The organism is Pseudomonas sp. 58 R 12, assembly GCF_900005865.1.
Lineage (GTDB): Bacteria > Pseudomonadota > Gammaproteobacteria > Pseudomonadales > Pseudomonadaceae > Aquipseudomonas > Aquipseudomonas tritici.
The window spans coordinates 1-14,768 of record NZ_CVTP01000016.1 but is presented as its reverse complement, the minus strand read 5'-3'; the positions used below and the strand labels follow the sequence as shown (position 1 = coordinate 14,768).

At 55.7% G+C, this 14,768-nt stretch carries 9 protein-coding genes, 2 tRNA genes and 3 rRNA genes; 8 read left to right on the top strand and 6 right to left on the bottom strand.

All coding sequences use genetic code 11. The features are described from left to right. Positions 1-6 precede the first annotated feature (6 nt). The 4 genes from BFP95_RS09400 to hemJ form a co-directional block, all read right to left on the bottom strand. A complete protein-coding gene (locus tag BFP95_RS09400; RefSeq protein ID WP_065871768.1) occupies positions 7-795 on the bottom strand; it encodes an SDR family NAD(P)-dependent oxidoreductase in 789 nt (262 codons plus the stop codon). 62 nt (positions 796-857) lie between these two features. Then, positions 858-1,820, bottom strand: a complete 963-nt coding sequence (locus BFP95_RS09395) for a DUF805 domain-containing protein (RefSeq protein WP_065871767.1) — start codon at positions 1,818-1,820, stop codon at positions 858-860. 69 nt (positions 1,821-1,889) lie between these two features. Next, complete coding sequence (locus BFP95_RS09390) at positions 1,890-2,852, bottom strand: NAD(P)H-dependent flavin oxidoreductase (protein ID WP_065871766.1); 963 nt, start codon at positions 2,850-2,852, stop codon at positions 1,890-1,892. A gap of 24 nt (positions 2,853-2,876) precedes the next feature. Beyond that, positions 2,877-3,305, bottom strand: coding sequence for a protoporphyrinogen oxidase HemJ (gene hemJ, locus BFP95_RS09385; protein ID WP_065871765.1), 429 nt, complete (start codon positions 3,303-3,305; stop codon positions 2,877-2,879). Positions 3,306-3,440: 135 nt separating this feature from the next. On the opposite strand from hemJ, the gene argC reads away from it, so the two are divergent. Both argC and erpA read left to right on the top strand, forming a co-directional pair. After that, a complete protein-coding gene (argC, locus tag BFP95_RS09380) occupies positions 3,441-4,475 on the top strand; it encodes an N-acetyl-gamma-glutamyl-phosphate reductase (RefSeq protein WP_065871764.1) in 1,035 nt (344 codons plus the stop codon). Positions 4,476-4,640: 165 nt separating this feature from the next. Further along, the gene (erpA, locus tag BFP95_RS09375) at positions 4,641-4,991 is read left to right on the top strand and encodes an iron-sulfur cluster insertion protein ErpA (RefSeq protein WP_003176443.1); all 351 of its coding nucleotides are present in this window, start codon (positions 4,641-4,643) and stop codon (positions 4,989-4,991) included. Positions 4,992-5,068: 77 nt separating this feature from the next. On the opposite strand, the gene BFP95_RS09370 is transcribed toward erpA, so the two are convergent. After that, entirely contained in the window at positions 5,069-6,160 is a 1,092-nt protein-coding gene (locus BFP95_RS09370) for an anhydro-N-acetylmuramic acid kinase (protein WP_065891387.1), read from the bottom strand. A 3-nt stretch (positions 6,161-6,163) separates the two neighbouring features. After that, the gene (locus BFP95_RS09365; RefSeq protein WP_065871762.1) at positions 6,164-7,582 is read right to left on the bottom strand and encodes a peptidoglycan DD-metalloendopeptidase family protein; all 1,419 of its coding nucleotides are present in this window, start codon (positions 7,580-7,582) and stop codon (positions 6,164-6,166) included. A gap of 209 nt (positions 7,583-7,791) precedes the next feature. Here BFP95_RS09365 and tyrS point away from each other — a divergent pair, with 209 nt between their 5' ends. The 6 genes from tyrS to rrf all read left to right on the top strand — a co-directional run bounded on the left by tyrS (position 7,792) and on the right by rrf (position 14,759). Continuing rightward, complete coding sequence (gene tyrS / locus BFP95_RS09360; RefSeq protein WP_065871761.1) at positions 7,792-8,991, top strand: tyrosine--tRNA ligase; 1,200 nt, start codon at positions 7,792-7,794, stop codon at positions 8,989-8,991. Between the two features lie 553 nt (positions 8,992-9,544). After that, positions 9,545-11,081 (top strand): 16S ribosomal RNA (locus BFP95_RS09355). Between the two features lie 82 nt (positions 11,082-11,163). Beyond that, positions 11,164-11,240: transfer RNA gene (locus BFP95_RS09350), tRNA-Ile, on the top strand. Between the two features lie 30 nt (positions 11,241-11,270). Continuing rightward, positions 11,271-11,346 (top strand) — tRNA-Ala (locus tag BFP95_RS09345). Between the two features lie 249 nt (positions 11,347-11,595). Then, positions 11,596-14,487: ribosomal RNA gene (locus BFP95_RS09340) — 23S ribosomal RNA — on the top strand. Between the two features lie 156 nt (positions 14,488-14,643). After that, positions 14,644-14,759 (top strand): 5S ribosomal RNA (rrf, locus tag BFP95_RS09335). The 16S, 23S and 5S rRNA genes sit together here with 2 tRNA genes alongside, the layout of an rRNA operon. Positions 14,760-14,768: the final 9 nt, after the last annotated feature.

Below are 14,768 nucleotides of genomic sequence, written 5' to 3'. Positions count from 1 at the left end.
AGCCGGTCAGCGCGGGCAATAGGCCTTGTTAATGGCGCCGGCGATCTTGCGGGTCAGCCATCGGGGGCTGAAACGTGGGCTGAAGGCGATCCAGCGGTTGCGTCGGCCGGGAATGATGATGGCTTTGTTCTTTTCCAGGGCGCGCACGGTATAAAGCGCCACTTCTTCGGGGCTCATCAGTTGTTGGCTGCCGTCGAGCTTGGCGGTGTCCATTTGCGCGGTGCCGAAGAATGCGGTGCGTGTCGGGCCGGGGCAGAGGACCGAGACCTTGATGCCGCAGGTCTTCAATTCTTCGCGCAGACCTTCGGAAAAGTGCAGTACGTAGGCTTTGCTGGCGTAGTAGGTGCTCATCCACGGGCCTGGCTGGAATGCCGCGACGGACGCCACATTGAGAATCTGCCCGCCGCCTTGCAGGGCCATGGTGTTACCGAGGGCATGGCACATACGGGTCAGGGCCAGGATGTTGACCTCCATGAGGTCCTGCTCGGTCATCCAGTCCTGAGCCAGGAAGGGGCCGCTGGTGCCGATGCCGGCGCAGTTCACCAGCAAGTCGATCTGCCGTTCGCCTTCTTCAAGCTCCAGCAGGAACCCGGACAAGCGCAGTGGCTCGCCCAGGTCGCAGGCCCGGAACAGCACCTCGACACCGAAGCGTTGAGTCAATTCGATTGCAATGCTTTCCAACTGATCACGCTGGCGGGCCACCAGAATCAAGCTGCGGCCGCGACGGGCCAGCGCTTCGGCCAAGGCCAGGCCGATGCCGCTGGAGGCGCCGGTGATCAGAGCGTAACGGGTCATGCCTTTCTCCATCGCAACACCGCCGCGCCTGTGACAAAGGCATCACAGGCCGGGGCGTTTCTTTACTGTTCTGGAGAGTCTACAGGTTCGCCCGCTTCGTCAGCACTTTGCGCTTCGTCTTCTTCTACGGCCGTGGCTTGGTCGGCATCTTCATCGGCGGTGATGGAGCTGCTTTCGTAGCTGCTGTCCATGTTGGCTTCGAGTTGGTTCAGGTAACCGTTCATGCCCAGGGTCACCACGATGGCGAGCATGACTGGGATAAACGCCAACCACAGCGTGGCCAGGACTTTTACCGCCGTGGAGTTGCGGGGTGGTGGCGCGCCGTATTGATTGGCGCCTGCATTCCCTGGCAATACCAGCAACAGGATCGGGAAGACGCTGTTCACCAGCGGTACCAGGTTGAGGAAATACAGCCAGCCTGACCACCCCAGATCGTGCAGGCGCTGCACACCGATTTGTACACTGACCCACACAAGCGCAACAAACAACGCGAGACCCAGCAACACCCCAAGGATGGTACCTGCGGTTGGCGAGGCGGTGGCTACCGCAAAGCTGACGGTGCTGATGATGCCACCCGCGACCAGCATCGCTAGGGTCAACACCAGGGTCCAGGCGAGATACCGCAGTCGCCCGATGCGCCCGTGGATAGTGAAGACTTTAAGAGTGGAATACTCCGGCAGGTTTTCACCTACGGCAGCGCGCGGCGGTGCATAGGGTGAAGCGGCCGGGCGGGAGAAGTCGGAAGCGCCGGAATCCGTCTCATGGGTTTCGGCGAGGCTGAAGGCTACGGGTTGTTCGGCTTCGATGCGTGCGTCGACCCCGGCGTTTTTCAGCGCGGTGAGGTAGGTTTCCGCATCCGGGCGCGACAGGTCACGTTTGAGCGCAACCGGGCGGCCGGTGAAGAGCTTCTCGATGGCTTCAACTTCGCTCTTGAACAGCTCGGCCAGGTTCAGTTTGGCCGTGGTGCTTTCGACACCCGGGAGCAAGGCCCCATCAAACACAATCTTGAAACGGTTGTCGCTCATGCGGGCTTCCTTGTCACTTGTTCAGGGAGGTGGTGCAGGCCCGCTCAATTGGCGGGACTTGCGGTTGGGTCAGCGTGGCCAGCGCAGTTGAGCGGCCTGTTCGCGTGCCTTGCGGTATTCGGCATCGAGGCGCGCAACCAGTTCATCGACGCTTGGCAAATCATCAATTTCACCGACGCCTTGGCCGGCAGACCATACAGTCTTCCATGCTTTAGCCTCGTCGCTCAACGGTTTGAGCTTGGAGCCGAAATTGACTTCGCCTTTGCCTTGCAGGGCTGCGAGGTCGAAACCGGCGTTTTCCAGGCTCTGGCGCATAAAGCTGGCGGGGACGCCGGAGACAGCAGGAGTGTGCACGATGTCGGCGGCGCGCGATGTGAGCAGCATCTCTTTATAGGCATCCGGGGCATGGCTTTCGGTGGTACCGATAAAGCGAGTGCCGAAATAGGCCAGGTCGGCGCCGAGCAGTTGGGCGGCGAGCATCTCGTGCCCGTGGTTGAGGCAGCCGGCCAGCAGTAGTGTTTTGTCGAAGAACTGGCGAATCTCGGCGATCAGTGCGAAGGGGCTCCAAGTGCCAGCATGGCCGCCGGCACCTGCAGCTACGGCGATCAGGCCATCCACGCCGGCTTCGGCCGCTTTCTCAGCGTGGCGCCGAGTGGTGACGTCGTGGAACACCAGGCCACCGTAGCTGTGCACGGCGTCTACCAATTCCTTCACAGCGCCCAGGCTGGTAATGACGATCGGCACTTTGTGTTCAACGCAGATCGCCAGGTCTGCCTCCAGGCGCGGGTTGCTGTTGTGCACGATCAGGTTGACGGCGTAGGGCGCAGGATTGTCCAGCGCTGCCAGGCCCGCTTCGATTTCCTCCAGCCACGCCTTGAACCCGCTGCTTTCGCGTTGGTTAAGCGCCGGGAAGCTCCCGACCACCCCATTGCGACAGCACGCCAGGACCAGTTGCGGGTTGGAAATCAGAAACATCGGCGCAACCACGACGGGCAGGCGCAGACGTTGTTCAAGCAGAGCGGGCAGCGACATTGGAGGTACCCCGGGTAATTGAAGTTAGAACGGTTTGACCACGACCAAAATTACGATAGCCAGCAATATCAGAACGGGTACTTCATTGAACCAGCGATAAAAGACATGGCTGCGGGTGTTTTCGCCACGGGCGAAACGTTTTACCTGCGCACCGCACATATGGTGGTAGCCGATCAGCAACACCACCAGCGTCAGCTTGGCGTGGATCCAGGCGCCCGATTGAAAGATGCCAGGGTTAAGGGCGATCAGCCAGATACCGAATACCAGGCTGGCCACCATCGCCGGTCCCATGATGCCGCGATACAACTTGCGCTCCATGACGCTGAAGCGTTCCTTGCTGACGGTGTCCTCGCTTTGGGCGTGGTAGACGAACAGGCGTGGCAGGTAGAACAGCCCGGCAAACCAGCAGACGATGCTGACAATGTGGAAGGCTTTGATCCATAGATAGAGCATTTCTAGTTATTCCCAGGTTCACGGTAACTGAAGATAGTAGTGGCTCATGCGCCCGTACGTCACGTTGACGGTTGTCGCAGGACGATACGGCCCCTATTATCGACGGCTTTCCAGTGGTTCGTTGAGGGCAGGTTTATGGTCAAGGTCGGTATCGTCGGCGGCACGGGTTACACCGGTGTCGAATTGCTGCGTCTGTTGGCTCAACATCCGCAAGCTGAGGTGGTGGTCATCACCTCCCGATCCGAGGCCGGCCTGGCCGTGGCCGACATGTATCCGAACCTGCGAGGCCATTACGATGGCCTGGCGTTCAGCGTTCCGGACATCAAGACCCTGGGTGCCTGCGACGTGGTGTTCTTCGCCACCCCTCATGGTGTTGCCCATGCCTTGGCCGGTGAGCTGCTGGCCGCGGGCACCAAGGTGATCGATCTGTCGGCGGATTTCCGTTTGCAGGACGCTGATGAGTGGGCCAAGTGGTATGGCCAGCCTCACGGTGCGCCGGAATTGCTGAAAGAGGCTGTCTATGGCCTGCCGGAAGTCAATCGTGAGCAGATCAAGCAAGCGCGTTTAATCGCGGTACCGGGTTGCTATCCGACAGCGACTCAGCTGGGTTTCCTGCCATTGCTGGAAGCTGGGTTGGCGGACGCTTCGCGCTTGATCGCAGACTGCAAGTCGGGCGTGAGCGGCGCTGGTCGTGGCGCGGCGGTCGGTTCGCTTTACTCCGAGACGGCGGAAAGCATGAAGGCCTATGCGGTAAAAGGGCATCGTCACTTGCCGGAAATCCGCCAGGGGCTGCGTCGCGCGGCCGGTAAAGACGTGGGCCTGACCTTCGTACCGCACCTGACGCCGATGATTCGCGGCATTCACTCTACGTTGTACGCAACGGTGGTTGATCGCTCGGTAGACCTGCAGGCGCTGTTCGAAAAACGTTATGCCAACGAACCGTTCGTCGACGTTATGCCCGCCGGCAGCCATCCGGAAACCCGCAGCGTGCGCGGCGCCAATGTGTGCCGGATTGCCGTGCATCGTCCGCAGGATGGCGATCTGGTCGTGGTGCTGTCGGTGATCGATAACCTGGTCAAGGGCGCGTCGGGCCAGGCGGTGCAGAACATGAACATCTTGTTTGGCCTGGATGAGAAGCTGGGCTTGTCCCACGCAGGCATGCTGCCTTAACGCTGTTCAGCGGTTAAGCAAAAGGCCCGTTGATCGGGCCTTTTGTGTTTTTAATGGCGGCAGCGCAGATTGATATACCGTAACAATAGTTGACCGCTTTTCTAGGAGAAGCGGATAATGCCCGCCATTACGCATATGGCGGCGGTACGCCGGGAGATTATCAGCATGAGCGTTGAATCCTTCACCCCCACGGCTTTGCAATTCACCCACGGTGCTGCGCACAAGGTGAAGAGCCTGGTCGATGAAGAGGGTAATGATCGCTTGAAGCTGCGCGTATTTGTTACGGGCGGCGGTTGTTCAGGGTTTCAGTACGGTTTTACCTTCGATGAAGATGTAGCCGATGATGACACCATCGTTGAGCGCGAAGGCGTGAGTTTGGTCGTGGACCCGATGAGCTTCCAATATTTGGCAGGCGCCGAGGTGGATTATCAGGAAGGTCTGGAAGGTTCGCGTTTCGTGATCAAGAACCCTAACGCTACCACCACCTGTGGTTGCGGGTCTTCGTTCTCGATCTGATCGACAGGGCATGCAAAAACGCCGCTTGGCTGTGATAGGCCAAGCGGCGTTTTGCTGTCTGCGGATCCTGGAAGCGGTCAGGCAGGGTAGATCGCGCCCAGTACCCGAAGCCCGCGTGCACCGGTGACGCTGGGGCGGTTGGCGGCAATGCCTTCAAGGCAGCAATGGGCCAGCCAGGCGAAGGCCATGGCTTCTACCCAGTCGGGGTCCACGCCGTAGGTGGCGGTGCTGCTGACCTGGGTTGATGGCAACAACGCGGCCAGCCGACTCATCAGCGTGGCGTTGTGAGCGCCGCCACCACACACCAGCAGCGTTTCTGTCTGGGGCTGGGCGGACTGTAGGGAATCGACAATGGTCAGGGCGGTCAGCTCCAGCAGCGTGGCCTGCACATCCTCAGGCTCGAAAGCGGGTAAGTGGCCGAGGTGTTGGTGCAGCCATCCCAGGTTGAACACTTCGCGCCCGGTGCTTTTAGGGCCCTTGGTCACGAAGAATGGGTCACTGAGCAAGTCGTTGAGTAGTTGAGGCTCTACTTTGCCGCTCGCCGCCCACTGTCCATCACGATCAAAGTGTTCGCCGCGTTGTTGGTGTATCCATGCATCCAGCAGGACATTGCCTGGGCCGCAGTCGAAGCCGGCTACAGGTTTGCCGGTCTCGATCAGGCTGAGATTGCTGAAACCTCCCACATTCAATACCGCGCGGTTACCGGTGTGTTCACCGAACAGTGCTTCATGGAATGCAGGCACCAGCGGGGCGCCCTGGCCGCCGGCGGCAACATCACGACTGCGGAAGTCGCTGACCACGGTGATACCCGTCAGCTCGGTGAGCAGGGCTGGGTTGCCGATTTGCACGGTGAAGCCCCGGGCGGGTTCATGGCGGATGGTCTGGCCATGGCTGCCAATTGCGCGAATGTCCTGAGGCTTGAGGTTTTGTTGATCGAGCAGCGTGTGAATGCCTTGAGCAGCAAGACTCACCCAGTTCTGTTGGGCAATGGCTGAACGGGCGATCTCATCTGGGCCGCTGGCGCACAGAGCAAGCAACTCCGCGCGCAGGGTTTCCGGCATGGGAATGTAGTGCGTGGCGATCAGCTTGATCGCCGGATCTTGCTCGATCAAGGCAATGTCCAGTCCATCGAGGCTGGTCCCGGACATCACGCCTAAATAGAGCGCCATACCTTAACGCTTCGCCGAAGCCAACAGGGTGGAGCGCTCCTGGTCCATGCGTGCCATCAATGGCTGGCTCTGTTGCATGAAGCGTGCACGCTCGGCCTTGGCGATCGGGTCGGCCATCGGCAGCTTCTGGCCGAGCGGGTCGACGTGTACGCCATTGACTTGGAACTCATAGTGCAAGTGCGGCCCGGTAGAGAGGCCAGTGGTACCGATATAGCCGATCACTTGGCCTTGCTTCACGGTGCCGCCGGTTTGCACACCCTTGGCAAAGCCTTGCATGTGGCCATACAGCGTACGGTAGGTGTTGCCGTGCTGGATGATCACGGTATTGCCGTAGCCACCACGACGGCCGGCCAGCAGCACTTTGCCGTCGCCTGCTGCCTTGATCGGCGTGCCACGTGGCGCGGCATAGTCGACGCCTTTGTGGGCGCGGATTTTGTTCAGAATTGGATGCTTGCGACCCATGGAGAAACGCGAGCTAATGCGAGCGAAGTCTACCGGAGTACGGATGAAGGCCTTGCGCATGCTATTGCCGTCGGCGGTGTAGTAGCTGCTATTGCCTTGCTTGTTGGTGTAGCGCACGGCGGTGTAGGTCTTGCCGCGGTTGGTGAAGCGTGCGGAGAGGATGTTGCCAGTGCCGACCACTTTGCCGTTGGCGACTTTCTGCTCGTAGATCACATCAAATTCGTCGCCTTGACGGATGTCCTGTGCGAAGTCGATGTCGTAGCCAAACACACTGGCCATGTCCATGGTCATGCTGTGGGACAGTCCGGCGCGGGCGGCAGATTGCGACAGGGAGCTGTTGATCACGCCGTGAACGTAAGCGGAGCGCATCACCGGTTTGGTGGTGATGCGGTTGAAGGCAAAGCCCTTGGCGCCTTTGGTCAGCGTGATGCTTTCAAGGTCGCTGACGGTACTGTGGAGGTTGTTGAGCTGGCCGTCGGGGGTCAGTTCGAATTCAAGTTTTTGACCGCGTTTGAGCTGGGTGAATTGCTTGGCTTGTTTGTCGCTTGCCAGTACGTCGTTGACGGTAGCGGCAGGCAGGCCGACTTTCTCGAACAGTGTCGAAAGTGTATCGCCCTTACCCACGATGACTTCGCGGTGCTGAGGACTCTTGGCCACCTCAACAGTCGGCGCAGACTGCGTCGCGGCAGCTTGCTGTGTGTCTTCCGGGCTGTTTTCTATCTGGGCGAACGGTGAGTCGGCGGGTGCATTTGTGGCTTGTTGCGCGTCGGAAGCGTCTTGATCTTGTGTCAGTTGTTCAACTGGACTTTCCAGGTCAAGGCTCAGGGATGTTCGTTTGGCTTCTACGTCACTGGAAGGGAATACCAGGAGTGCCAGGCTGAGAAGGGCGGCGATGCCACTTGCGGCGAGCAAGTGGGTCTTCGGGTAAAGCGGCGGCGCTTTAGACGGTTCAGTGGTCATAGGTAATTTTGACTTTGAAGATGAAATGGAAAAGATGAATGACATGATGAAGATGAAATAACTGTATAAAATATAACCAAATCATCTGTGGCGCAAGCTCGCGAACGCTGGGCTTGCTGAACGGTGTCCGTTCGCAGGGCAAAACTTGTAATTAGTCCCTGATCTTGTATGGTTGGTTCCCTTTTGAATCTGAGCCTTGCGGGTCTGTTATGAAGTCGGTTGAAGAGCAGCTAGCGCTGATAAAACGTGGTGCGGAAGAACTGTTGGTCGAAGCTGAGCTGATCGAAAAGCTCAAGCGTGGTCAGCCCCTGCGTATTAAGGCTGGCTTTGATCCGACCGCGCCGGATCTGCACCTGGGTCACACCGTGCTTATTAATAAGCTGCGTCAGTTCCAGGAGCTGGGGCATCAGGTCATCTTCCTTATAGGTGATTTCACCGGGATGATCGGTGACCCAAGTGGCAAGAGTGCCACGCGCCCGCCGTTGACCCGTGAACAGGTACTCGATAACGCCGAGACCTACAAGACACAAGTATTCAAGATTCTTGATCCGGCCAAGACCGAGGTGGCGTTCAATTCCACTTGGATGGATCAGATGGGGCCGGCGGACTTCATTCGCTTGACCTCCCAGTACACCGTTGCGCGCATGCTTGAGCGTGATGACTTCGACAAGCGTTACTCCACCAACCAGCCGATCGCTATTCATGAGTTCCTCTATCCGCTGGTTCAGGGCTACGACTCGGTAGCGTTACGTGCTGATGTTGAGCTGGGTGGTACTGATCAGAAATTCAACCTCTTGATGGGGCGTGAACTGCAGCGTGCGTATGGGCAGGAGGCTCAGTGCATTCTGACCATGCCGTTGCTGGAGGGGTTGGATGGCGTCAAGAAGATGTCCAAGTCCCTGGGTAACTATGTCGGTATCCAGGAAGCGCCGGGTGTGATGTACGGCAAGCTGGTTTCGATTCCTGATGCGCTGATGTGGCGCTACTTCGAGTTGCTGAGCTTCCGCTCGATGGACGAGATCAACGCGCTGCGTGCTGAGGTAGAGGCGGGCGCTAACCCGCGTGACGTGAAAATCAAGCTGGCGGAAGAGATCGTTGCGCGCTTCCATGGTGAAGAGGCTGCGGCCAATGCTCACCGTGCGGCGGGTAACCGTATGAAGGATGGCGAGCTGCCGGATGATCTGCCTGAGATTGAGCTGTCCGCAGCCGAGGCGATGCCGATCGCTGCTGTCCTTAACAAGGTGGGCTTGGTGAAGAACTCGGCGGTTGCGCGTGATCTGTTGGGTTCAGGTGGTGTGCGTATAGATGGTGAGGTTGTAGATCGCACCTTTATATACGAGCTGGGCGCTACCCACGTTTGCCAGGCTGGAAAGAAGGCATTTGCGCGTATTACGCTTAAATCCGAATAAACCTGAAATTAAGTGTTGACGGCGATTTATATCTGTCTATAATTCGCCCCACTTCCGGCGCAGTCGAAACGGAAAACTCCTTGGTAAACAAAGAGTTATGCGAGATTCGGCAGCGAGTTGCTTCAGTTCATCGAAGCCCAGAAGGAGTTGGTAGAGCAGTGTTGTTTGGCTCTATTAACGTTTCGATCCTCTCGGTCGAAAGCGGAGAAAAAGAGGTGTTGACAGCAGCGTGTAACGCTGTAGAATTCGCCTCCCGCTAACGAGAGATCGGAAGCGCAAGTGGTTGAAGTTGTTGAAGAATTCTTCGAAAACTTCTGAAAATAATCACTTGACAGCAAATGAGGCTGCTGTAGAATGCGCGCCTCGGTTGAGACGAAAGATCTTAACCAACCGCTCTTTAACAACTGAATCAAGCAATTCGTGTGGGTGCTTGTGGAGTCAGACTGATAGTCAACAAGATTATCAGCATCACAAGTTACTCCGCGAGAAATCAAAGATGTAACCAACGATTGCTGAGCCAAGTTTAGGGTTTCTTAAAAACCCAAAGATGTTTGAACTGAAGAGTTTGATCATGGCTCAGATTGAACGCTGGCGGCAGGCCTAACACATGCAAGTCGAGCGGTAGAGAGAAGCTTGCTTCTCTTGAGAGCGGCGGACGGGTGAGTAATGCCTAGGAATCTGCCTGGTAGTGGGGGATAACGTTCGGAAACGGACGCTAATACCGCATACGTCCTACGGGAGAAAGCAGGGGACCTTCGGGCCTTGCGCTATCAGATGAGCCTAGGTCGGATTAGCTAGTTGGTGAGGTAATGGCTCACCAAGGCGACGATCCGTAACTGGTCTGAGAGGATGATCAGTCACACTGGAACTGAGACACGGTCCAGACTCCTACGGGAGGCAGCAGTGGGGAATATTGGACAATGGGCGAAAGCCTGATCCAGCCATGCCGCGTGTGTGAAGAAGGTCTTCGGATTGTAAAGCACTTTAAGTTGGGAGGAAGGGCAGTTACCTAATACGTGATTGTTTTGACGTTACCGACAGAATAAGCACCGGCTAACTCTGTGCCAGCAGCCGCGGTAATACAGAGGGTGCAAGCGTTAATCGGAATTACTGGGCGTAAAGCGCGCGTAGGTGGTTTGTTAAGTTGGATGTGAAATCCCCGGGCTCAACCTGGGAACTGCATTCAAAACTGACTGACTAGAGTATGGTAGAGGGTGGTGGAATTTCCTGTGTAGCGGTGAAATGCGTAGATATAGGAAGGAACACCAGTGGCGAAGGCGACCACCTGGACTAATACTGACACTGAGGTGCGAAAGCGTGGGGAGCAAACAGGATTAGATACCCTGGTAGTCCACGCCGTAAACGATGTCAACTAGCCGTTGGAAGCCTTGAGCTTTTAGTGGCGCAGCTAACGCATTAAGTTGACCGCCTGGGGAGTACGGCCGCAAGGTTAAAACTCAAATGAATTGACGGGGGCCCGCACAAGCGGTGGAGCATGTGGTTTAATTCGAAGCAACGCGAAGAACCTTACCAGGCCTTGACATCCAATGAACTTTCTAGAGATAGATTGGTGCCTTCGGGAACATTGAGACAGGTGCTGCATGGCTGTCGTCAGCTCGTGTCGTGAGATGTTGGGTTAAGTCCCGTAACGAGCGCAACCCTTGTCCTTAGTTACCAGCACATAATGGTGGGCACTCTAAGGAGACTGCCGGTGACAAACCGGAGGAAGGTGGGGATGACGTCAAGTCATCATGGCCCTTACGGCCTGGGCTACACACGTGCTACAATGGTCGGTACAGAGGGTTGCCAAGCCGCGAGGTGGAGCTAATCCCAGAAAACCGATCGTAGTCCGGATCGCAGTCTGCAACTCGACTGCGTGAAGTCGGAATCGCTAGTAATCGCGAATCAGAATGTCGCGGTGAATACGTTCCCGGGCCTTGTACACACCGCCCGTCACACCATGGGAGTGGGTTGCACCAGAAGTAGCTAGTCTAACCTTCGGGAGGACGGTTACCACGGTGTGATTCATGACTGGGGTGAAGTCGTAACAAGGTAGCCGTAGGGGAACCTGCGGCTGGATCACCTCCTTAATCGACGACATCAGCTGCTCCATAAGTTCCCACACGAATTGCTTGATTCATTGAAGAAGACGATAAGAAGCAGCCCGAAATTGGGTCTGTAGCTCAGTTGGTTAGAGCGCACCCCTGATAAGGGTGAGGTCGGCAGTTCGAATCTGCCCAGACCCACCAATTTTGTGTGGGAAACGCCTGTAGAAATACGGGGCCATAGCTCAGCTGGGAGAGCGCCTGCCTTGCACGCAGGAGGTCAACGGTTCGATCCCGTTTGGCTCCACCACTACTGCTTCTACGTTATGAAAGCTTAGAAATGAGCATTCCATCGTTATGATGGTGAATGTTGATTTCTAGTCTTTGATTAGATCGTTCTTTAAAAATTTGGGTATGTGATAGAAAGATAGACTGAACGTTACTTTCACTGGTAACGGATCAGGCTAAGGTAAAATTTGTGAGTTACTCAGTTTTGAGTATTATCGAATTTTCGGCGAATGTTGTCTTCACAGTATAACCAGATTGCTTGGGGTTATATGGTCAAGTGAAGAAGCGCATACGGTGGATGCCTTGGCAGTCAGAGGCGATGAAAGACGTGGTAGCCTGCGAAAAGCTTCGGGGAGTCGGCAAACAGACTTTGATCCGGAGATGTCTGAATGGGGGAACCCAGCCATCATAAGATGGTTACCTTACACTGAATACATAGGTGTATGGAGCGAACCAGGGGAACTGAAACATCTAAGTACCCTGAGGAAAAGAAATCAACCGAGATTCCCTTAGTAGTGGCGAGCGAACGGGGACTAGCCCTTAAGTGGCTTTGAGATTAGCGGAACGCTCTGGAAAGTGCGGCCATAGTGGGTGATAGCCCTGTACGCGAAAATCTCTTAGTCATGAAATCGAGTAGGACGGAGCACGAGAAACTTTGTCTGAATATGGGGGGACCATCCTCCAAGGCTAAATACTACTGACTGACCGATAGTGAACTAGTACCGTGAGGGAAAGGCGAAAAGAACCCCGGAGAGGGGAGTGAAATAGATCCTGAAACCGTATGCGTACAAGCAGTGGGAGCCCACTTTGTTGGGTGACTGCGTACCTTTTGTATAATGGGTCAGCGACTTATTTTCAGTGGCGAGCTTAACCGAATAGGGGAGGCGTAGCGAAAGCGAGTCTTAATAGGGCGTCTAGTCGCTGGGAATAGACCCGAAACCGGGCGATCTATCCATGGGCAGGTTGAAGGTTGGGTAACACTAACTGGAGGACCGAACCGACTACCGTTGAAAAGTTAGCGGATGACCTGTGGATCGGAGTGAAAGGCTAATCAAGCTCGGAGATAGCTGGTTCTCCTCGAAAGCTATTTAGGTAGCGCCTCATGTATCACTGTAGGGGGTAGAGCACTGTTTCGGCTAGGGGGTCATCCCGACTTACCAAACCGATGCAAACTCCGAATACCTACAAGTGCCGAGCATGGGAGACACACGGCGGGTGCTAACGTCCGTCGTGAAAAGGGAAACAACCCAGACCGTCAGCTAAGGTCCCAAAGTTATGGTTAAGTGGGAAACGATGTGGGAAGGCTTAGACAGCTAGGAGGTTGGCTTAGAAGCAGCCACCCTTTAAAGAAAGCGTAATAGCTCACTAGTCGAGTCGGCCTGCGCGGAAGATGTAACGGGGCTCAAACCATACACCGAAGCTACGGGTATCACGTAAGTGATGCGGTAGAGGAGCGTTCTGTAAGCCTGTGAAGGTGAGTTGAGAAGCTTGCTGGAGGTATCAGAAGTGCGAATGCTGACATGAGTAACGACAATGGGTGTGAAAAACACCCACGCCGAAAGACCAAGGTTTCCTGCGCAACGTTAATCGACGCAGGGTTAGTCGGTCCCTAAGGCGAGGCTGAAAAGCGTAGTCGATGGAAAACAGGTTAATATTCCTGTACTTCTGGTTATTGCGATGGAGGGACGGAGAAGGCTAGGCCAGCTTGGCGTTGGTTGTCCAAGTTTAAGGTGGTAGGCTGAGATCTTAGGTAAATCCGGGATCTTAAGGCCGAGAGCTGATGACGAGCTAACTTTTAGTTAGCGAAGTGGTTGATGCCATGCTTCCAAGAAAAGCTTCTAAGCTTCAGGTAACCAGGAACCGTACCCCAAACCGACACAGGTGGTTGGGTAGAGAATACCAAGGCGCTTGAGAGAACTCGGGTGAAGGAACTAGGCAAAATGGCACCGTAACTTCGGGAGAAGGTGCGCCGGTGAGGGTGAAGGACTTGCTCCGTAAGCTCATGCCGGTCGAAGATACCAGGCCGCTGCGACTGTTTATTAAAAACACAGCACTCTGCAAACACGAAAGTGGACGTATAGGGTGTGACGCCTGCCCGGTGCCGGAAGGTTAATTGATGGGGTTAGCTAACGCGAAGCTCTTGATCGAAGCCCCGGTAAACGGCGGCCGTAACTATAACGGTCCTAAGGTAGCGAAATTCCTTGTCGGGTAAGTTCCGACCTGCACGAATGGCGTAACGATGGCGGCGCTGTCTCCACCCGAGACTCAGTGAAATTGAAATCGCTGTGAAGATGCAGTGTATCCGCGGCTAGACGGAAAGACCCCGTGAACCTTTACTATAGCTTTGCACTGGACTTTGAATTTGCTTGTGTAGGATAGGTGGGAGGCTTTGAAGCGTGGACGCCAGTCTGCGTGGAGCCAACCTTGAAATACCACCCTGGCAACTTTGAGGTTCTAACTCAGGTCCGTTATCCGGATCGAGGACAGTGTATGGTGGGTAGTTTGACTGGGGCGGTCTCCTCCTAAAGAGTAACGGAGGAGTACGAAGGTGCGCTCAGACCGGTCGGAAATCGGTCGTAGAGTATAAAGGCAAAAGCGCGCTTGACTGCGAGACAGACACGTCGAGCAGGTACGAAAGTAGGTCTTAGTGATCCGGTGGTTCTGTATGGAAGGGCCATCGCTCAACGGATAAAAGGTACTCCGGGGATAACAGGCTGATACCGCCCAAGAGTTCATATCGACGGCGGTGTTTGGCACCTCGATGTCGGCTCATCACATCCTGGGGCTGAAGCCGGTCCCAAGGGTATGGCTGTTCGCCATTTAAAGTGGTACGCGAGCTGGGTTTAGAACGTCGTGAGACAGTTCGGTCCCTATCTGCCGTGGACGTTTGAGATTTGAGAGGGGCTGCTCCTAGTACGAGAGGACCGGAGTGGACGAACCTCTGGTGTTCCGGTTGTCACGCCAGTGGCATTGCCGGGTAGCTATGTTCGGAATAGATAACCGCTGAAAGCATCTAAGCGGGAAACTAGCCTCAAGATGAGATCTCACTGGGACCTTGAGTCCCCTGAAGGGCCGTCGAAGACTACGACGTTGATAGGTTGGGTGTGTAAGCGCTGTGAGGCGTTGAGCTAACCAATACTAATTGCCCGTGAGGCTTGACCATATAACACCCAAGCAATTTGACTACTCTAACGAGCATCAGATTGCGGTGTGTGAAGACGATAGAACCGAAAGTTCGATCTCACGAAAACACCGAAAGCTGTCACATACCCAATTTGCTGAAGCGAGGCCATCTGGCCACGACTCAGTACCCGAATTTCTTGACGACCATAGAGCATTGGAACCACCTGATCCCATCCCGAACTCAGTAGTGAAACGATGCATCGCCGATGGTAGTGTGGGGTTTCCCCATGTGAGAGTAGGTCATCGTCAAGATTAAATTCC